Source organism: Streptomyces tubbatahanensis (assembly GCF_022699385.1).
GTDB lineage: Bacteria > Actinomycetota > Actinomycetes > Streptomycetales > Streptomycetaceae > Streptomyces > Streptomyces diacarni.
Window position 1 is genome coordinate 616353 of record NZ_CP093846.1, and the last position, 19378, is coordinate 635730.

17 protein-coding genes are annotated in these 19378 nt (G+C 73.4%); 10 read left to right on the top strand and 7 right to left on the bottom strand.

The window, feature by feature from the left end; translation table 11 throughout:
* Nucleotides 1-19 precede the first annotated feature (19 nt).
* Complete coding sequence (locus tag MMF93_RS02625; RefSeq protein WP_242749196.1) at nucleotides 20-670, top strand: helix-turn-helix domain-containing protein; 651 nt, start codon at nucleotides 20-22, stop codon at nucleotides 668-670.
* 122 nt (nucleotides 671-792) lie between these two features.
* Entirely contained in the window at nucleotides 793-984 is a 192-nt protein-coding gene (locus MMF93_RS02630) for a DUF6126 family protein (RefSeq protein WP_242749198.1), read from the top strand.
* Between the two features lie 75 nt (nucleotides 985-1059).
* Here MMF93_RS02630 and MMF93_RS02635 read toward each other — a convergent pair whose 3' ends face one another.
* Entirely contained in the window at nucleotides 1060-1932 is an 873-nt protein-coding gene (locus tag MMF93_RS02635; RefSeq protein ID WP_242749201.1) for a helix-turn-helix transcriptional regulator, read from the bottom strand.
* 112 nt (nucleotides 1933-2044) lie between these two features.
* Nucleotides 2045-2800 carry an SDR family NAD(P)-dependent oxidoreductase gene (locus tag MMF93_RS02640; protein WP_242749203.1) on the bottom strand — a complete coding sequence of 252 codons (756 nt, stop codon included), beginning with the start codon at nucleotides 2798-2800 and terminating at the stop codon, nucleotides 2045-2047.
* Between the two features lie 182 nt (nucleotides 2801-2982).
* On the opposite strand from MMF93_RS02640, the gene MMF93_RS02645 reads away from it, so the two are divergent.
* Together MMF93_RS02645 and MMF93_RS02650 are read left to right on the top strand one after the other, a co-directional pair.
* Nucleotides 2983-3777, top strand: a complete 795-nt coding sequence (locus MMF93_RS02645) for an SDR family NAD(P)-dependent oxidoreductase (protein WP_242749204.1) — start codon at nucleotides 2983-2985, stop codon at nucleotides 3775-3777.
* Nucleotides 3778-4031: 254 nt separating this feature from the next.
* Complete coding sequence (locus MMF93_RS02650) at nucleotides 4032-5006, top strand: alpha/beta fold hydrolase (protein ID WP_242749205.1); 975 nt, start codon at nucleotides 4032-4034, stop codon at nucleotides 5004-5006.
* A gap of 105 nt (nucleotides 5007-5111) precedes the next feature.
* On the opposite strand, the gene MMF93_RS02655 is transcribed toward MMF93_RS02650, so the two are convergent.
* Together MMF93_RS02655 and MMF93_RS02660 are read right to left on the bottom strand one after the other, a co-directional pair.
* Nucleotides 5112-6515, bottom strand: coding sequence for a sensor histidine kinase (locus MMF93_RS02655; RefSeq protein ID WP_242749206.1), 1404 nt, complete (start codon nucleotides 6513-6515; stop codon nucleotides 5112-5114).
* A gap of 254 nt (nucleotides 6516-6769) precedes the next feature.
* Nucleotides 6770-7678 carry a phosphatidylinositol-specific phospholipase C gene (locus MMF93_RS02660; RefSeq protein WP_242749207.1) on the bottom strand — a complete coding sequence of 303 codons (909 nt, stop codon included), beginning with the start codon at nucleotides 7676-7678 and terminating at the stop codon, nucleotides 6770-6772.
* Nucleotides 7679-7986: 308 nt separating this feature from the next.
* On the opposite strand from MMF93_RS02660, the gene MMF93_RS02665 reads away from it, so the two are divergent.
* The 4 genes from MMF93_RS02665 to MMF93_RS02680 all read left to right on the top strand — a co-directional run bounded on the left by MMF93_RS02665 (nucleotide 7987) and on the right by MMF93_RS02680 (nucleotide 13136).
* The gene (locus MMF93_RS02665) at nucleotides 7987-8595 is read left to right on the top strand and encodes a beta/gamma crystallin family protein (protein ID WP_242749208.1); all 609 of its coding nucleotides are present in this window, start codon (nucleotides 7987-7989) and stop codon (nucleotides 8593-8595) included.
* An 83-nt stretch (nucleotides 8596-8678) separates the two neighbouring features.
* Nucleotides 8679-9296: a hypothetical protein gene (locus tag MMF93_RS02670; RefSeq protein ID WP_114020701.1), complete on the top strand. Its 618-nt coding sequence runs from the start codon at nucleotides 8679-8681 to the stop codon at nucleotides 9294-9296.
* A 169-nt stretch (nucleotides 9297-9465) separates the two neighbouring features.
* Nucleotides 9466-11067 (top strand): MFS transporter, encoded by a 1602-nt coding sequence (locus MMF93_RS02675; protein WP_242749209.1) that lies wholly within the window; start codon nucleotides 9466-9468, stop codon nucleotides 11065-11067.
* Nucleotides 11068-11201: 134 nt separating this feature from the next.
* On the top strand, nucleotides 11202-13136 hold the full coding sequence (locus tag MMF93_RS02680) for a serine hydrolase domain-containing protein (protein WP_242749210.1): 1935 nt from the start codon (nucleotides 11202-11204) through the stop codon (nucleotides 13134-13136).
* A gap of 25 nt (nucleotides 13137-13161) precedes the next feature.
* Here MMF93_RS02680 and MMF93_RS02685 read toward each other — a convergent pair whose 3' ends face one another.
* From MMF93_RS02685 to MMF93_RS02695, 3 genes are all read right to left on the bottom strand, one after another.
* Nucleotides 13162-13722, bottom strand: coding sequence for a DUF2165 domain-containing protein (locus MMF93_RS02685; RefSeq protein WP_242749212.1), 561 nt, complete (start codon nucleotides 13720-13722; stop codon nucleotides 13162-13164).
* A 127-nt stretch (nucleotides 13723-13849) separates the two neighbouring features.
* A complete protein-coding gene (locus MMF93_RS02690) occupies nucleotides 13850-15430 on the bottom strand; it encodes an MFS transporter (protein ID WP_242749214.1) in 1581 nt (526 codons plus the stop codon).
* A 174-nt stretch (nucleotides 15431-15604) separates the two neighbouring features.
* On the bottom strand, nucleotides 15605-16726 hold the full coding sequence (locus MMF93_RS02695; RefSeq protein ID WP_242749216.1) for a LacI family DNA-binding transcriptional regulator: 1122 nt from the start codon (nucleotides 16724-16726) through the stop codon (nucleotides 15605-15607).
* Between the two features lie 225 nt (nucleotides 16727-16951).
* Between MMF93_RS02695 and MMF93_RS02700 the strand changes: the two genes are divergently transcribed.
* Both MMF93_RS02700 and MMF93_RS02705 read left to right on the top strand, forming a co-directional pair.
* Nucleotides 16952-18340, top strand: a complete 1389-nt coding sequence (locus tag MMF93_RS02700) for an ABC transporter substrate-binding protein (protein ID WP_242749217.1) — start codon at nucleotides 16952-16954, stop codon at nucleotides 18338-18340.
* Complete coding sequence (locus MMF93_RS02705; RefSeq protein WP_242749219.1) at nucleotides 18321-19367, top strand: carbohydrate ABC transporter permease; 1047 nt, start codon at nucleotides 18321-18323, stop codon at nucleotides 19365-19367. Before MMF93_RS02700 ends, MMF93_RS02705 begins: the two co-directional genes overlap by 20 nt.
* Nucleotides 19368-19378 lie beyond the last annotated feature (11 nt).

Here is a 19378-nt window from a genome sequence, read left to right on the forward strand (position 1 = left end):
CCGTGCCTTAATCGGGAACATGAGCCCGAACCCTCACCATCATGAGGCAGCCGGGGCCGAAACGGGAGAGCTGCCCGCTTTCGCGCCGCGGATGCGCCTGCTGAGGCGGCGGAGCGGGCTGAGCCTGGAGGCGGCCGCACGCAGGGCCGGGCTCTCGCCCGCCCACCTCTCCCGTCTGGAGACCGGGAAGCGGCAGCCGTCCCTGCCGCTTCTCCTCACCCTCGCGCGGGTCTACGGCACCACTGCGGGCGATCTGCTGGGAGAGACCACCGCGGCCGCCGACCCCGTCGTCAGGGGCGCCGAGATGGAGGCCGTCGACGCCGGGGGCTGGCGCTACCGGCGGGCAGGTCAGGCCGGGCGCGCGCTCCAGGCCCTGCGCGTGCACGTGCCGCGCGGACCGCAGGGCGACCTCGTCCGCGTCCATCCGGGCGAGGAGTGGCTGCACGTCCAGCGTGGCCGCCTGCGTCTCACCCTCGGACAGACGACGGAGGTGCTGGGCAGCGGCGACTCGGCGCACTTCGACTCCCTCACGCCGCACCGTCTTGAGGCCGTGTCGGCGGACGGCGTCGATCTGCTCTTCGTCCACACGCTGCTCCAGTCGCCCACGGCGGACCTGTGCGTGGGCGGCCCGCCGGGACACGGCCCAGGGCCCGCGCCGACACCCCGCTGAGCAGCCCGACCCGTGTGCGGGCCCTTCCCGCCCCGCGCCCCTCCCGATCCCGTCCCTCGTCCGTCCCGCCCACCCGCTTCGCCCCCTCGACCGCGCACGTCCAGCTACGGAAAGGCCCCGCCATGAGCACCCCGGCTCCCCATCCCCCGCACCGGCCGGCACGCCCGCGCAAGCCCCGGGACGAACCGGGTGTCGAGCGCGGCTACGGGCGCTTTCCGCGCGGTCTGGCGCTGCGCCTCTTCGTCTACGTGGTGGCCGGTCACCTGCTGGCCGGCTTCCTCTTCCTGCTGTTCGAGGTGGGCGGGGGCAAGTAGGCCCGGGAACCGGGGGCACAGGACACGAGCGGGCGCGGGAGCTGTCCGTCCGGGCCCGGCGCTCCGGAGAACCTTTCAGGCGTCCGCCGGGCGGATGGCCTCCGCCGCAGGAGCGGCGCCCGCCGGGCGGGAGGCGGTCGCCGGGAGGAGCCGGAGTTTCTCGTCGCTCTCGGTGCCCGGTGTCGCCGTGTAGACGAGGAGCGCCTGTGCCTGCTCCGGGTCCAGGAGGACCTGGCACTGCAGTTCCAGGAGGCCGAGCTCGGGGTGGCGAAACCTCTTCGGATCGACGCGGGGCGCGCTCACCTCGTGGGCGCTCCACCAGCGGGCGAACTCCTCGCTGGTCTCCAGCAACTCCGCGACGAGGGCCTCGGCCCGGCTGCCGCGGCCCTGCCGCGAGTAGGCGCCGCGCAGCTCGGCGGTGAAGAACCGGCTGTGCCGGGGGTGGTCCTCCTCCGGGTAGAGCAGCCGGGCGGCAGGGTCGGTGAACCAGCGGCGCAGGAGGCTGCGGTTCGGTCCGGTCAGCCGCATCTCGTCCCCGACCAGTGCGGCGGCCAGTGGTGTCTGCCACAGCGTCTCGGCCAGGTCGGTGACGACCTGCGCGGGGGTGTCACCGAGCCGGTCGAGAATCCGCATCAGTCCGGGTGCGAGGTGGTCGGAGCCGGTCCGCGGCGGGGCGTTGTGTCCGGCGATGCGGAAGAGGTGGTCGCGTTCGGCCAGGGACAGCCTCAGCCCGCGGGCCATCGCCGCGAGCATCGCCGGGGACGGCTGCGGTCCACGCTGCTGTTCGAGGCGCCCGTAGTAGTCGGTCGACATGCCGCTCAGCGCCGCCGCCTCCTCCCGGCGCAACCCGCGGGTGCGCCGGCGCGGGCCGCGGGGCAGTCCCACGTCCTCGGGCTGGAGGGCTTCCCGCCGGACGCGCAGGAAGTCCGCGAGCTGTGCTCGGTCCACTGTTCTTCCTTCCTCGGACTCTCTCGGAGCGGCTCTGAGCAGCCTGAGCGGCTCGGGACAGCGCTCGGGGCAGCGCTCGGGGCAGCTTACGGATCGCTCCCGAAGCGGCACGTCAGAGCAGCATGCCGCCCGACGCCTCGATGCGCTGCCCGGTGATCCAGGCCGTGCCCGGGGCGAGCAGCGCCGCGGCGGCTGCGCCGATGTCGTCCGGTTCACCGACCCGGCCCATGGCGGTGACCGAGCCGAGGGCGGTCCGCGCCGCCGCCTGGTCGCGCACCGCGCCTCCGTTGAAGTCGGTGGCGGTGGCTCCGGGCGCGAGGGCGTTGACGGCGATACCGCGCGGCCCCAGCTCCTTGGCCAGGTAGCGGGTGAGCACCTCGACGGCGCCCTTGGCGGCAGCGTACGCGGAGGTCTCGGCGGCGACGAAGCGGGTCAGTCCGGTGGAGACGTTGAGGATGTGTCCTCCGTCCCCGAGGAGGGGCAGCAGTGCCTGGGTGAGGAAGAAGACGCCCTTGACGTGGACGCCCATCAGCCCGTCGAAGTCCTCCTCGGTGGTCTGGTCGAACGGCTTTTGGACACCGTGGCCCGCGTTGTTGACCAGGGCGTCGAAATCCTCGCGGTCCCAGTGCTGCTTCAGGGCGTCCCGCACGTCCGTGGCGAAGGCCGGGAAGGCGGAGGTGTCGGCGGTGTCCAGCCGGAGGGCCACCGCCGTCCGGCCGAGCGCGCGGACGCGCTCCGCGACCGCCTCCGCCTCGTCGGCGTGCGAGCGGTAGGTGAGCAGGACGTCGGTGCCGGCCTCGGCGAGGTGCAGTGCGGTGCTGCGGCCCAGGCCGCGGTTGGCGCCGGTGACGAGAGCGATGCGGGGCATGGTGGCCGTCCTTCGTTGTGGTGGGTTTCTCCCTCTCCACGGTGTCGCTCCCCTCCGGCGGGAGGAAGGCAGCACCTGTCCGGGGATCGCCGGTCCCCCTTTCACCCGACCGCACCCGCCCACCCGCGATACCAGGCGCTCGCGCCCCGCCCCATGACGGACCCGGCTCCAGGAGGAGACCCGTGCAGATCGACCTTTCCGCCCGTACGGCCCTTGTCACCGGCTCCACCCAGGGCATCGGGGCCGCCATCGCCGCCGGTCTGGCCCGCGCCGGCGCACGGGTGGCCGTCAACGGCCGCAGCCGGGAGTCCGTCGAGGCGGCCGTCGCCCGGCTTGCCACGCAGACGGGCAGCGACGCGTTCGTCGCCGCCTGGGGGGACATCACCACCGACGAGGGCGCCCGCGAGGTCGCCCGGGCGGTTCCCGCGGTGGACATCCTCGTCAACAACCTGGGCGTCTTCGGCGCCAGGGACGCGCTGGAGATCACCGACGCGGAGTGGCGCCGCTACTTCGAAGTGAACGTGCTGGCCGCCGTCCGGATGATCCGCTCCTTCCTGCCCGGCATGAAGGAGCGCTCCTGGGGGCGGGTCTTGAACATCGCCAGCGACTCGGCGGTGGTCATCCCCGCCGAAATGATCCACTACGGCGTGTCGAAGACGGCGCTGCTCGGCGTCACCCGCGGCTTCGCCAAGGACGCGGCCGGTACCGGCGTCACCGTCAACTCCCTCATCGCGGGGCCGACGCACACCGGTGGTGTGGAGGACTTCGTCCGCGAACTCGTGGGGCACGGTCTGCCCTGGGAGGAGGCCCAGCGGGAGTTCATGCGCACGCACCGGCCGCAGTCCCTGCTCCAGCGGCTGATCGAGCCCGAGGAGATCGCCAACATGGCGGTCTACCTCAGCTCCCCTCACGCGTCGGCGACCACCGGAGGGGCCGTACGCGTGGACGGCGGGTACGTGGACTCGATCCTCCCCTGACCTGGGGCGCCCGGCGGGCTCATCGCGCGCGCGGCCCGCGACGCCGTGGTCCCCCGGTCGCCCGTTTGCCGGAACGGCAAAAAGCCTCGTGAGCCCGGGCACGGCCCCGCAGGATCGGTCGGGAGCCGCCGCCTGCCGGACCGGACCGTCCGGTGCCGAACGCGTCCTGCGCGCGGAACATGCCCGGCTGGTGCACGGGACTGCCCGGCTGACGCACGGCTCGGCCGCCGGGCCGGAGCACGAGGAGGAGACCGATGCCCCCGCACGCCATGAACGTCACCCACCGGCTGGTACCGACCCCCGCGGGGCGAACCCATCTGGTGGAGCAGGGCACAGGGCCGCTGGTGCTGCTCGTCCACGGGTTCCCCGAGTCCTGGTACTCATGGCGGCACCAGCTGCCGGTGCTGGCCGCCGCAGGCTACCGGGCAGTCGCCATCGACGTCCGCGGCTACGGACGGTCCTCCGCGCCCGCCGACCCCGCCGCCTACCGGATGCGCGCGCTGGTGGAGGACAACGTCGCGGTGGTACGCGCGCTGGGCGAGCGGTCGGCCGTGATCGTCGGACACGACTGGGGGTCGGCCATCGCCGCCGACTCGGCGCTGCTCGAACCGGACGTCTTCCGCGCGGTGGGGCTGTTGAGCGTCCCCTACGCGCCGCACGGCGGACCACGCCCGAGCGAGGTCTTCGCCCGGATGAGCGGCGACGAGTTCTACGTCTCCTACTTCCAGGAGCCCGGCCGCGCCGAGGCCGAGATCGAGCCGGACGTCCGCGGCTGGCTCGCGGGGATCTACGCCGCGCTGTCGGCCGACACCATGCCGCCCTCCGACGCACCCGACCCCCACTTCGTCGGCGCGGGCGGAACCCTGCGCGAGCGCTTCCCCGACGAGCTGCCCGGCTGGCTCGGCCCAGACGACCTGGACGTCTACGCCGGGGAGTTCGAGCGGACCGGCCTGACCCCGGCGCTGAACCGCTACCGCAGCATGGACCGGGACTGGGCCGACCTCGCCGCCTTCGACGGCGCCCCCGTCCGACAGCCCGCGCTGTTCGCGGGCGGCGGGCTGGACGCCTCCACCACCTGGCTGTCCGACGCCATCGCCGCCTACCCCACCACGCTGCCCGGGCTGCTCAGCAGCCGGATCCTGGAGGGCTGCGGCCACTGGATCCAGCAGGAACGTCCCGCCGAGATCAACGAACTGCTGCTCGACTGGCTGGCCGGCCTGCCCTCATGAAGGGCCACGGGGTCCGCTCTGAAAGGGCCACAGAGGGCCCACCGTGACAGGCCACGGGGCTCGGGCCCTGAAGTGGCCTCGCAGCGCCCGCTCGGGGCCCCTGGTTCAGTCGGCGGGCTCCTGGGCCGGCAGCGCCGCGTCCACCCGGAAGCCTCCGTCCCCTGTGGGCCCGGACTCGATGGTCCCGCCGGCCAGCCGTACCCGCTCGGCCAGCCCGAGCAGTCCGTGTCCCCCGCTGGGCAGCAGCGGTCCCCCGCCGTCCGGCGCCGCGTCCACGGGCCGTTTCGGCGGGCCGTTGACGATCCCCACGCGCACGGTCTGCGGAGTGAACGCCAGGCGGATGTCCGTCGTGGCACCGGGAGCGTGTTTGTGCACGTTGGTCAGTGCTTCCTGCACCACCCGGTGGGCGGCCCGCTCGACCGGTTCCGGCAGCGCCCGTGGTGCGCCCTCGGCGTGCACGCTGACCGGCAGCCCCGCGGTCCTGGAGCTGTCGGCGAGTTCGGTGATCCGGTCGACCACCGCGTCGGCAGGGCGCCGTGCCTCGGGAGCCGGGGACGGGCCGGCGCCACCGTCCGCGGCGGCGCCGGCGGGCCGCGTGCCGTGCGCGGGTTTCGGAAGGGCGGTCGCGGGCTCGGCCGCCTCCTTCACCGGCTTGTCGGATCCGTCTCGAAGGACGCCCAGCATCTCGCGCAGTTCGGTCAGGGCGCGCCGACCGGCGGTCTGGATGATCCGGGCCGTGTCGGTCGTCACCTCGGCGTCGTGGGACACGGCGCCGAGCGCGTTGGCGTGTACGACGATCAGGCTCACCTGGTGGGATACCACATCGTGCATCTCCCCGGCGATCCGCTGCCGTTCCTCGGCCCGCGCGGCCTCGGCGATCAGCCGCTGTTCGCGCTCGGCGCGCTCCGCCCGCTCGACGAGGCCCGCCAGGACGGCCCGCCGCTGCCCCACGTACATCCCCAGCAGCAGCGGTACCAGAACGTCCAGGACGAAGTTCACCGTGAACCAGGCCACCAGCACGCGGGGGCTCGACCACGCATCGGCGCTGCGTGGTGCGGTCATCACCAGGCCCGCCCCGGCGGCCACCCACGCGGTCCGGCGGCTGCGCGGGCCGCGGTAGGCGCCCTCGGCGTAGTAGGCGCACGGCGTCACGAAGACCGAGGTCTGGAGGGCGTCGGCGAGGAGCGCGACGGCGAGCACGGGTTCGGGCATCCGGCGCCGCATGAGGAGAGGCAGCGCGCTCACGGCGGCGAGCAGCACGTTCGCCCAGGGGGTGGCGGGACCGAGGTAGGGGTTCTTGAGGCTGTTCCAGACGGAGGCGAGCAGCACGAGCCCCGTGAGTACCAGATCGGCGGCGCGCGGTGTCAGCAGCGGCGCGCGCGGGGCGGGCCGCTCGGGGAGCCCGGTGGCTGCGAGCGGGTCGGCCTGCGCGCGCGGGTCGGCCTGCGGCAGCACGGCCCAGGAGCGCAGGGTGTGGCGAAGGGGACGGGTGCGGCTCGTGGTACTCACCCGGCGAGCATAGGAGGCCGCGGTCGCGGCGAGCACAGCGGCGGTCGACCCGCACTCACAGCCCCGCCGCCGGCACGGCGACGGCTGACCCTCGTGTACTGGCTCGCGCGGGGCCGGCGCACGACCCGGCCGGGGCGGACCGGTGCCACGGGCGGCCTCACCCGAGCGGACGGCACGGCAGCCGGGCCCGCGCCGGACCCCCGCCCGCGACCGGGCACGCGCCGCGGCGGCGCGTGCCCGGTCGCGGGGCGCGGTCAGCTCGCCGGGTTGTGGGCCAGGACGGCTTCGAGCAGGCCGGGTTCGGCCTCGGGGAAGTCCATCGGGACGATGCCGAGGCCCGTCGTGCCCGCGAACTCGGAGCTGTCGAGGAGCGCGCGCACCCGCGGGTTGAGGCGGTCGGCGTTCGAGGCGGGCGGCAGTCCGGCCGCCGTGCTGACGAAGTTGACGTAGAAGGGCCCGGGCTCGGCGGCGGCCTGGCGGAACTGCTCGGCGATCCTGGGATACTTCGAGAACGGTTCCGCCTGGTAGTCGTCCTGGACGTCGAAGACCTCCGGGTCGGCCCACCGCACGCCCGGCAGTCCCCCGTTGTCGGCCAGCAGGACGACCTTGCCGCGGGCCTCGCCCAGGGTGGGCAGGGTGTCCTCCATCAGGAAGAGGGACCGCCAGCCCTTCTGGTCGAGGTAGACGTCGAAGATCTGCCGGAACTCCTCGTCGCCGACCGAGGAGTACTCCTGCTTGACCCGCATGAGGACCGTCTCGTGCGGGTGCGCGGCCAGGAAGTCGCGGCAGGCGATCAGCACGTCGCCGAACATGAGGTGCTGGAAGAAGGCGCCGTGGTGGATGGCGAAGACGCCGTCGATGGCGCGGCAGCGGACGTCGAGGAAGCGGACCCCGGCCGCGAGCTGGTCGGCTATGAGGGTGTCCTGGCACTCCGTCCAGGGCCCGCCGAAGCGCGCTCCGGAGTCGTGGGTGCCGGGGAGGGTGAGCGTGCGCAAGGCTGTCGACGGCGCCAGTGCCGCCATCCAGTCCTGCGGCCCCAGCCGTGCGCGGGAGCCCTTGTGCGTGGTGCTCCACGCCACGGCGACGCCCGTGCCGCCCGCGTACGCCAGCGTGCCCGCGCCCGTCACCACTGCCGCGTTCCTGAGAAATCTGCGCCGGTCCATCCCCAGCTCCCTCCCCGTCGCCTGCGGTCCTCCTGCGGGACCCCTCGGACGGTGAACCTACTGGATCATGAACTGCCGCCTGCGGCCGGAGAGTCGGCTGTGGCGCAACTGTTGCGAAGGGCGCGCCGTCCCTGCGAGCACCACGCCGCCGCGCGCCCACATTCGCGGGCACGGAACCGGCGTTACCCCTGCTACCACCGGTAACTTCCGGGCAATAGCGGGCTTGCTGTTTCGCCTGGTGCCGAGCGAGCACGCGTACTGCTGTTCCTACGCCAACTGGGCGTCCCCCCACGACACTTGGAGGTTCGATGATCTCCCGGCCCAGACACGGCACGCACCGTACGGTCACCCTCGCCGCCTCCGTCCTGCTCGCCGGCGCCGTCACAGCCCCCGTGGCGCAAGCGGCACCGGGCGCGGCACAGGCGCCGGGCGCGGGCGGGCAACCGCAGCACTGCACCCTCGACCTGACAACCGGCGCCGAGCACTGCTACGCCACCTTCACCGAGGCCGTCGACCACGCCAGCAAGGGACGCATCGACGACGCGCCCGCCTCGGCCCGCACGGCGACAGGCGACAGCGGCTTCCGCACGGAGGTCGAGCGGCTCGCGGACGAGGACGGGGCGCGGGCCGACGGCGTCATCCAGGGCACGTTCTTCGACGACCCCGGCTTCGGGGGCGACTCGCTGACCATCAGCGGCGAGGGCCTGTGCGAGAAGGACGGCTGGGTCGACTACCAGCACGACCTGGAAGACGGCTGGAAGAACCGCATCTCGTCGGTGCAGCCATGGGGCAACTGCTGGATCTGGCTCTACCCCGAGCCGGGCCTCGGCGGCGACCGGGACGGCCCGTTCAAGGAGAACACCGGCGACATCGGTGACTTCATGAACGACCGCACCCAGTCCATCGGCTTCAGCTGACCCGCAGCCGGCCAGCAGCCGACCCGGCGCGGCGCCCACCGCGCCCGCGCCATCCCCCCACACCTCCTGCGAGGAGACCCCCCATGAAACGACGCGTCAGGCTCTCCGTCCTGTTCGCCGCCCTGGTGACCGCGGGCAGCGCCGCCCTCACCCCCACCGTCGCCCAGGCGGACGACGACCCGCCCACCACACGGGAACTGCTCGACAAGTGCGACAACGGCACCGACGTGTGCGAGTTCCACCCCGACGGCCCGCCCAAGGACTCCATGGGCGAGGCGCACCAGGTCGGCGACTCGGCCTTCAACTGCACCGACGACCTCCAGCGCTCCACCGTCGGCTGGTCCGACACCACCGGCGAGTCCAACAGCGTGGGGGTGTCGCTGAGCGCGGAGTACGGCTTCGCCGAGGTCTTCAAGGTCAGCATCGAGACCAACTACCAGCACACCTGGGAGAGCTCGCACACCGAGTCCGAGCAGACCAACATCGACGTCAAACCCGACGAGGTCGGCTGGGTGACGCGCGAGGCGCAGATGCAGACGGTCAAGGGCCAGTACGAGATGCACTTCCCCGACCCGTTCCACGGCCACTACATCTGGTACGTGCCGTTCGAGGCCACGGGCCCCAAGCCCGACGCGCCCAGCACCAAGACCCAGCACACCCGGCCGATGACCGAGGAGGAGAAGGCCCAGCACTGCGGCTGACAGGTGCCGCCCGCCCCGCGAGGCCCGCGGCCTTGCGGGGCTTCCGGCCGCCCGCGCCGTACGATCGTGCCGACCGGCAGCGCCGGGAGACCCGCCGGGGCAGGCCGTGCCCTGGCGGCGCGGCCGCCGGGACAGGCAGCGGCAGGGGACGGAAGGGCGGCGAGCCAGGATGAACGCGCCCGAGGGTTCTGCGCCCGCCGCCGGGACCGTCGCCTTCCGGTCGGCGGAGGGCCGGTGGCTGCTCACGGCCACGGTCCTCGGCTCGGCCATGGGGTTCCTCGACGCGACCGTCGTCAACGTCGCCCTCCCGGCGATCGGACGGGACGTGCACGCGGACGTCTCCGCGCTCCAGTGGGTACTGGACGGCTACCTGCTCACGCTCGCCGCGCTGATCCTGCTCGGCGGCTCCCTCGCGGACCGGTACGGGCGCCGGCGCGTCTTCACCCTCGGCGTCGGCTGCTTCGTGGTGCCCTCCGTGCTGTGCGCGGCGGCCCCTGACGCCGGAATCCTCATCCTCGCCCGTGCGCTGCAGGGGATCGGCGCCGCGCTGCTCACCCCGGGCAGCCTGGCCCTCATCCAGGCGAGCTACCGCTCGGCCGACCGGGCCAGGGCCATCGGCACCTGGTCCGCGCTGACGGGAGTGGCCTCCGCGCTCGGCCCCCTCCTCGGCGGCTGGCTCATCGACGCCTTCTCCTGGCGGTGGATCTTCCTCCTCAACGTCCCGATCGGGTTGGCGGTCGTCGCCGTCACCGCCCGCCACGTGCCCGAGAGCCGCGCCCCCGGCGCCACGGGCCGCCTGGACGTGCGCGGCGCCGCGCTGGTGACGGCCGGGCTCGGCGGCGTCACCTACGCACTGATCGAGGGTCCCCGTGGCGAGTCGCCCGGCTGGGTGACGGCGCTCGCACTGCTCGCCGGTCTCGCCGCACTCGCCGGGTTCGTCCACACGGAGCGGCACGCCGAGCACCCGATGCTGCCTCCCGGGGTCTTCCGTGCCGGGCAGTTCCTCAGCGCCAACGCCGTGACCTTCGTGGTGTACGCCGCGCTGGGCGGGGTCTTCTTCCTGCTCGTCGTCTTCCTCCAGACCTCCCTGGGGTACAGCCCGCTGGCGGCCGGTGCGGCCTCGCTGCCCGTGACGCTGCTGATGCTGGCTCTCTCCTCGCGAGCGGGCGCGCTGGCACAACGCGTCGGCCCGCGGCTGCCCCTGAGTGTGGGGCCGCTGCTGCTGGCCGCCGGCATGCTGCTGATGCTGCGGATCGGCGTGGACGACGGCGGCGGCCCGGCCGGTTACGCCACTTCTGTGCTGCCCGCGGTGCTCGTCTTCGGGCTCGGGCTGGCCACCACCGTCGCGCCCGTGACCGCCACCGCGCTGGCGGCCGCACCGTCCGGGCACTCCGGCATCGCCTCGGGCGTCAACAACGCCGTCTCCCGTCTCGCGCAACTCGCGGCCGTCGCCGCCCTCCCCCTGCTGGCCGGCATCGGCGGCCGGGACTTCCAGGACCCGCGCGCCCTCGCCGACGGTTTCCACACCGCCATGCTCATCACGGCGGCCCTCGCGGTGGCCGGCGGTCTCCTCGCCCTGGCAACCATCCGCCGCGACGTCCTGGAGACGGCGGCGGAGCCCGCACCGGGCCCGAAGGAGCCCCCTGCCGGCGAGGCCGCGGGCTGTCCGTACGAATGTCCCGTGGCGGGCACGCCGCTGCGGGCGAAACCCCCTCCCGGCGAGCCGCCGCCCGGCACCGGTCACCCCGGCGCCCGGCCACACGGGGAATAGGGAGACGGAGAAACGGCGTCTCGCACGTGTCGCGCCGGGACGCGCACGGGCCGACGCGCGTACGTTCGTGAGCGCGGCACCGCAGACGGCAGCCACGCACCGTCCCGGGCAGCTACGAGGTCGATGGAGTCCGCGTGCGGATTTGTGCGTACGTCACCGCGCCGGCGAGCGTACTCGCCGCCTGCGCCACGCTCGCCGCGCTCCTGGCACCGCCGCAGGGCGCGGCCCACACGCGGCCTGCCCTCCCGGTACCCGGCCGCTCCGCGGCGGCTTCAGCGGCAGCGGTGGCACCGTCGGTGACGACGGCAGCGGCGTCGTCGGCTGCCGGGCGTGGCCCGGCAACAGGGCCGAGCCCGGGCCCGCAGATCCCCGGCTCCAGCCGAGGGTTCGGCCGGCCCTACGCGGGGTTCGCGCCCGCAGATACGGTGCTGCACCGCACCAGCCCGGGGCGGGCGGGCCTCGATCCCGGCCCCCTCGACGCGTTCACGCGGCAGCTGGCCGAGTGGACCGACCCGGCACGCGGCGAGGGATACCTCTTCCCCGGCGCCACCGCGCTCCTCGCCCACGAGGGCGCCGTCGTCGCGCGTCTCGCCCGTGGCGACGCCCTGCGGTACGGGCCGGACGGGCGCGAACTGCCGCCCGCGGAGCGCGTACCCGCCCGTGCCGACACCGTCTACGACCTGGCCTCCCTCTCGAAACTGTTCACCTCCCTGGTGGCGGCGCAGCAGATCGACGCCGGACGGCTGCGGCTGGACGCGCCCGCCGCCCGCTACCTGCCGGGGTTCGCCGCGGCGGGCAAGGACCGCATCACCATCCGGCAGCTGCTCACCCACACATCCGGCCTGCCGGCCGATCCGAGACCACCGCTGTGGCAGGTCTCCGGCGGCCGCGAGGCCCGCGCCCGAGCCGTCCTGCGTGCCGCACCACTCAACGCGCCCGGAACCCACTACCGCTACTCCGACCTCAACATGCTCAGCATGCAGCTGGTGCTGGAGAAGGTCACGGGGAAGCGGCTCGACACGCTCGTACGAGAGGGCATCACCGAGCCGCTGGGCATGACCGACACCGCCTACAACCCGCCGCACTCCTGGTGGCCGCGCATCGCCGCCACCTCGAACCAGCGCCTCCCCGACCGCGGAGGCCCGCTGCGCGGCTCGGTGCACGACGCCAACGCCTGGGCCATGGGCGGTGTCGCCGGGCACGCCGGGGTCTTCTCCACCGTGGACGACCTGGCGCTCCTCGCCCAGGCGCTGCTCAACGGGGGCACCTACCGCGGCCACCGCATCCTCAGCGGGCACGCCGTGACCCTGCTGGAGCGCGACTACAACAGGCGCTTCCCCGGTCACGACCACGGTCTCGGCTTCGAGCTGAACCAGCCCTGGTACATGGGCGGCCTCACCGCACCGCGGACGCTGGGCCACACCGGCTTCACCGGCACCTCACTGGTGATCGACCCCGCCTCCCGCTCCTTCGCGATCCTGCTGACCAACCGCGTGCACCCCGACGACGCGACCCCCTCCACCAACCCGGCGCGCCGGGCCGCCGCCACCGCGCTCGCCCGCGCGATCCCCGCGCGGCCACCGGACAAAGGACGCTCCTGGTACGCCGAGCCGAAGGGGGGAGAGGCCGGCACCCTGACGACCCCGGCCCTGCACGCGGACGGCCCGCTGACCGTCAGCTACGACGCGCTCGTCGACAGCGGCGCCGGGGGCGGCCTGGTGCTGGAGCGCAGCACCGACGGCTCGGACACCTGGCGCGCCGTCGCCGGTACGCGTTCTTCCGGGCACGGCGAACGGGCCTGGCAGCACGTGCGGGTGCCCCTGGAGGCAGCCCCTTCCCGGGCGGGAGTGCGCCTGCGCTGGCGCTTCACCGCGGCCGGCCCGTGGGAGGGCCGCGGCGCGGACGTCGCGGGGGTGCGGGTCACCGACGCGACGCGGGTGCTGTTCGCGAGCGACTGCCCCCGCACACCACTGACGGCACGCGGCTGGCGCCCTGTGGCCCGCCCCTGGCCGCTGGCGCCCGGCGCGTGCCTCACCTCGGATGCCGTCGGCTGCGGCGCCGTTCGATGAGCCGGCGGATCCGAACGTGAAAACCCTAGTCGGACCGCGCGCCCTCGCGGCCCCCCGTGGCGTGCACCGCCAGCAGGGCCAAGCCGCTGAGGAGGAGGATGCGGGTGGCGGACTGAAGCCCGTTCCACTTCTCCGACTGCCACATGGCGAACCACTCCCCGCCGATGGCGAGGAAGCCCGCGCCGAACAGCAGAAGGAGCATCGACAGGCCGACGGTGGAGACGGCACGCGCCCGCCCTGGGTCGCGTCGCAGCCACAGCCACGTCCCGGCGATCAGGACGAGCGCCGACGCCGTCTCCCAGACGATGATGGCGACGTAGGCCGCGTCCTGCCAGAACCGGGATGTGATGGCCCGCCACATCAGGTCCTCGTCGCGGAAGGTGGTGTCCATCGCGAGGACGTGCCGCACGAACTGCTGGTTGGTGCCGAAGTCGGTGATGTTGCCGAAGGCGACCAGCGCGATGTAGAGGGCGACCGAGGCGGTGAGGACCGTGGCGGCCACCTGGCGGGGCGTGAAGGAGCCGCGCCGGCGGGGGGCCGCCGCGTTGTCGCCCTGGCCGTGGAGGTGTTCCGATGAAACGCTCATGATCAGACTATTGCCGGTCTCCGGCCGTTCCTGCCACCCCGTTCTGCCGCGCCACTCGCCGGCGCCGCCGGCCCGCGAGGAGGAGCAACCCACCCTGTCGGCCCAGGGGTTCGGCCCGGTGCCTGGCTCAGGCGCTCTCCCGTTCCGCCCGGCGACGCCGCGCCGGCCGCCCCGTCCGCTTCGCGCGCCCCTCGTCCTCGCCCGTGTCGCGCCGCAGGACGAGCGCGGCGATGACGACGCCGACCGTGACGCAGCCCGCGGCGGCGAGCATCGTCGCGGTCTGCGCTTGTGTGAAGGCGGTCCGCGCGGCGGCGGCGAGGGCGTCCCCGCGGCCCTCGGGCAGGCCCCTGCTGTGGTCGAGGGTCGCGGCCAGCGCGCCGCGGGCCTCACCGGGAACGGTCGCGGGCAGCCCCGCCCGGTAGACCGCTGCGACGAGGCCGCCGAGGAGGGCGACACCGAGCGCGACGCCGAACTGCTGGTGCGTGTCGTTGAGCGCCGAGCCCAGCCCCGCCCGGTCCTTGGGTACGGCTCCCAGCACGGTGCTGGTGACGGCGGGGCCGGCGAAGCCGTTGCCGCCGCCCACCAGGAACAGGCCGACGGCGGCGAGGAGGTAGCTGCCGTGCGGGGTGAGCGCGGCCAGGAAGAGGAAGCCCACGGCCGTGGCGGTGAAGCCGGCGATGACGCTGAGCCGGTGTCCGATGCGCGCCGGCGCCCGGCCGCCCGCGTACGAACCCAGCACGACGCCTGCCGCCATCGGCGCTGAGGCCAGGCCCGCCTGGAGGGGGTCCATGCCGCGCACCAGTTGCAGGTACTGGGCCAGGATGAACAGGGTGCTGCCGGTCCCCATGGAGATGATGGTCACGGCGGCGCTGCCGCCCGCGAACTGGCGGTCGCGGTAGAGCGACAGGTCCACCATGGGGGCCGCGGCCCTCCGTTGACGCCGCAGGAAAGCGGCTCCCGCCAGCAGCGCCACCGGCGCGGCCACCAGGACGGCGGGCTGCGACGGTCCGCCTTCTCCGGCCAGGATCACCCCGGTGGTCAGCGCGACCATGCCGACGGTGATCCACGCGGCGCTTCGCGGATCCACCGGGCGGACACTGCTGTCCCGCGACTCGGGCACCAGTCGCCAGATCGCCACGACGGCCCCGCACGCCACCGGCACGTTGACCAGGAAGGCGCCGGTCCAGCTCCACAGCGCGACCAACGCGCCGCCCAGCACCGGGCCGACGGCCATCGCCACCGAGGCGACGACGCCCCACACCGCGAAGGCACGGGGACGCTCGTGCGCGGGGAAGACGTGGACCAGGAGCGCCAGCGTGGCGGGCATCACGAGTGCGGCGCCGACCCCCATCAGCGCGCGCATCGCCACCAGCCACCACACCGACCAGGCCAGCGCGGCGGCAGCCGAGGAGAGGCCGAGGACGACCAGCCCCGCGACCATCGCGCGCCGTCTGCCCCAGCGGTCCGAGAGGGCCCCGGCCGTGATCAGCAGCCCGGAGAAGACGACGGTGTAGGCGTCGAGCACCGCCTGCTGCCAGGCCGTGGACGCCTCGAACCGGGCGGCGATGGAGGGCAGCGCCACGTTGAGCACGGTGTTGTCGACGACGATCACGAGCAGCGCGGCGCAGATGGCCACCAGGATCGCCCAGCGGCGCGGGTGGCCCTGGTCGTGGGCGCTCTCGTGCCCGTCGGGGGCTGTCCCGCTCACGCGTCTCCGATCGGTCCGGGTGGGCCGCCGCGCCGCCTTCCGCGCCGCGCGCCGTCGTCCGCCCCGTACGGCTGCCGGACTCGCCGTGCCGCGGGGTCTCTCCCGCACGAACGTAGCCTGCCGCCCGTTTGCCCGCTCGTGCGGGCCTCCCGGTACCGGCGGGGATCCTTCCCCTCAGGAGGACCCGCGGCGGATCAGCTCCGTGGGGAGGACGAGTTGGGGCTGTCCGGCGCCGGGAGCGGGGGCGCCGCGCGGGTCGGGTTCGGAACCCATGAGCCCGAGCAGCATCCGGACCATGGCGCGCCCCATCTCCTCGATGGGCTGCTTGACGGTCGTCAGCGGCGGGTCCATGTGCCGGGCGACGGCGGAGTCGTCGAAGCCGACGAGCGCCACGTCGTGCGGCACCTCCCGCCCCGACTCCCGCAGGGCCAGCCGGGCGCCCGCGGCCATCACGTCGGAGGCGCAGAAGACGGCGTCCACGTCCGGATCCCGCTCCAGCAGTCCCCGCATGGCGCGGTGGCCGCCCTCCTCGGTGAAGTCGGCCTCGGCGACCAGCCGCCCGCCCGGTGCCGAAGCCGGGCGGTGGGCCGCCTCCACGGCAGGCCGTGCGCCCGGCTCGGGGCCGGTCCTGCCGGCTGCCGTGAGCGCTTCGTGGTAGCCGGCCAGCCGGCAGCGGGCGGCGTACATGTCCAGGGGGCCCGTGATGGTGGCGACCTTGCGGCGTCCACGCCCGATGAGGTGTTCGACGGCGAGCTGGGCGCCGAGGAGGTTGTCGGAGTCGACGTAGGGCACGTGTTCGGCCGACGAGCGGCGGCCGCTGAGCACCGCGGGCATGCCGACGTCCCGCAGCAGGTCGGGCAGCGGGTCGTCGGCGTGTACGGACACGAGCAGCACGCCGTCGACGCGGTGGGCCGCGGCGTACTGGGTGAAGCGGTCGCGGCTGCGCTCGTCCCTGATGAGGGTGAGCAGCAGCTGCTTGTCGGTGTCGGCGAGTTCGGCGCTGACGCCGCGCAGGATCTCGGAGAAGTAGGGCTCGGCGAAGAGCCGGTTCTCCTGTTCGGGGACGACGAGGGCGATGGCGTCCATGCTGCCGGCGGCCAGGGCGCGCGCCGCACGGTTGGGGACGTAGCCGAGTTCGGCCACGGCCGCCTGCACGGCGGCGCGGGTGCGTTCGCTGACCCGGGGCGAGCCGTTGATGACCCGCGAGGCCGTCCCCCGCCCGACGCCGGCGCGGGCGGCGACCTGTTCCAGGGTGGGCCCGGTCTTCTGGGCGTCTCCCCCGCGGGCTGCTGGCATGGACGGTCCTCCTTCCGGCGGCCGGGTCGAGCGACCGCGGCCGGTACGCGTGCGGCTGTGGATCTCATTCAACTACACGCGCTGGTGGAAGCGCTCCCCCTGTCACAGCCCTTGACGCAGCGGCGCTCCTCGCCCATTCTGCAACGCATGAATGGGAGCGCTCCCACACACGGGTGCGGATGCGGCTCCCGCTTTCGGCAGTATTTCGGGAGGGGCGGCACAGCCATGGCCACGATCAGGAAGACGAGCACCACAGGGAAGAGAAGCGAGGGCCGGGCGCACGCCCCCGAGGGCCAGCGGCGCACCGGGCACCGCGCGCTGCGCACCCGCCCCCTCGCCTACGGCCTCACCGCCGTGCTGGGAGCCGGTCTGCTCAGCGGCTGCGCACAGGACAGCGGAGGGTCGAGCGCGAGCGCCGACGGCAAGACCACCGTGTCCGTCGGGGTCTTCGGCGTCTTCGGCTACAAGCAGGCCGGCCTCTACGACGAGTACGAGAAGCTCCACCCGAACATCCGCATCAAGGAAAACGCGATCGAGCGGAACGAGAACTACTACCCCGCCCTGCTCAACCACCTGTCGGCCGGCAGCGGCCTGAGCGACATCCAGGCCGTCGAAGTCGACAACATCAGCGAGGTCGCACAGCTGCACGCCGACAAGTTCGTCGACATGGCCAAGGCCGAGGGCGTCGACAAGTCCGACTGGCTGAGCTGGAAGTGGAACCAGGCCAAGGCCCCCGGCGGCCAGGTCGTCGGGCTCGGCACGGACATCGGGCCCATGGGCATCTGCTACCGCAAGGACCTGTTCGAGAAGGCGGGCCTGCCCAGCGAGCGGGGCGAGGTCGGCAAGCTGTGGAAGGGCGACTGGGAGAAGTACGTCGAGACCGGCGAGCGGTACATGAAGGCGGCACCGAAGGACACCGCCTTCACCGACGGCGCCGCGGGCCTGTACAACGGCGCGGTCTCCAGTTACCCGGTCAAGTACTACGACGCCGACGGCAAGCTGGTCTACAAGAAGAGCAAGGGCGTGCGCGAGTCCTGGGACCTGGCCATGCGCGCCGTCGACGGGAAGATGACCGGCAAGCTCAAGCAGTTCGACAAGGAGTGGGACCAGGCCTACGCCAACGGCGCCTTCGCCAGCGTCGTCTGCCCGCCCTGGATGCTCGGCTACATCAAGGAGAAGGCCGGCGAGAAGGCCGCGGACAAGTGGGACGTGGCACCCGCGCCGAAGCCCGGGAACTGGGGCGGCTCGTTCCTGACCGTCCCCAAGGGCGGCAAGAACGAGAAGGAGGCGCTGAAGCTGGCCCAGTGGCTGACCGCCCCGAAGCAGCAGGCGAGGCTGTTCGAGAAGCAGGCCAGCTTCCCCAGCGCGAAGGCGGCGTACGACCTGCCCGAGGTCAAGGACGCCAAGCACCCCTACTTCGGTGACGCGCCCATCGGCGACATCTTCGCCGAGGCCGCCGAGGGCATCCCCACCATCCCGCTCGGCCCCAAGGACGGTGTCATCAAGACGACCATCTCCGACATCGGCATCCTCCAGGTGGAGCAGCAGGGCAAGTCGCCCGAGGAGGGCTGGAACGCGGTGGTGAAGAAGATCGATGACGTCGTCGAGAACTGATCCGCTCCCCCGGGCGCGGACCACGGGGCCGCCCGGGGCCACCGGAGAGGAACCGGCGCGGGCAGAGGGCGGTCAGGGCCGCGCGGCAGCCACCGAGAGCACCGGCGGCACTCAGGGGCCGGGGCCCCGCGTCCGCCGGCGCCACCGGTGGGACGCACGCTTCAGCCCCTACGCGTTCATCGCGCCGTTCTTCCTCTTCTTCGCCGCCTTCGGCCTCTTCCCGCTGCTCTACACGGGCTGGGCCTCGCTGCACCGGGTGTCGCTGCACGATCCCACCCACATGGAGTGGGTGGGGCTGCACAACTTCTCGCGGCTGCTGGAGGACGACTTCTTCTGGAACGCGCTGCGCAACACCCTCACCATCGGCGTCCTGTCCACCGTGCCGCAGCTGCTGATGGCCCTGGGCCTGGCACACCTGCTCAACTACAAGCTGCGCGGCTCCACCTTCTTCCGCGTCGCGATGCTCACCCCCTACGCCACGTCCGTGGCCGCCGCCACGCTGGTGTTCGCCATGCTCTTCGGCCGCGACTACGGGATGGTCAACTGGGGCCTGGGGCTGATCGGCATCGACCACGTCGACTGGGAGAACGGCACCTGGACCTCGCAGCTGGCCGTCTCCTCGATCGTGATCTGGCGGTGGACGGGCTACAACGCGCTGATCTACCTGGCCGCCATGCAGGCCGTCCCGCACGACCTGTACGAGTCCGCCGCGCTGGACGGCGCCTCCAGGTGGCAGCAGTTCCTGCACGTGACGGTGCCGAGCCTGCGGCCGACGATCCTGTTCACCGTCGTCGTCTCCACCATCGGCGCCACCCAGCTGTTCGGTGAGCCGCTGCTGTTCGGCGGCTCGCAGACCGGTGGCGGCTCCCACCAGTACCAGACGCTGGGTCTGTACCTGTACGAACAGGGATGGTTCAACTTCCAGCTCGGCCGCGCGTCGGCCATCGCCTGGGCGATGTTCCTCCTCCTCATCGTGGTCGGCCTGGTCAACTGGCTGATCTCCCGACGACTCAACAAGACCCACTGAAGGGGGGCGGG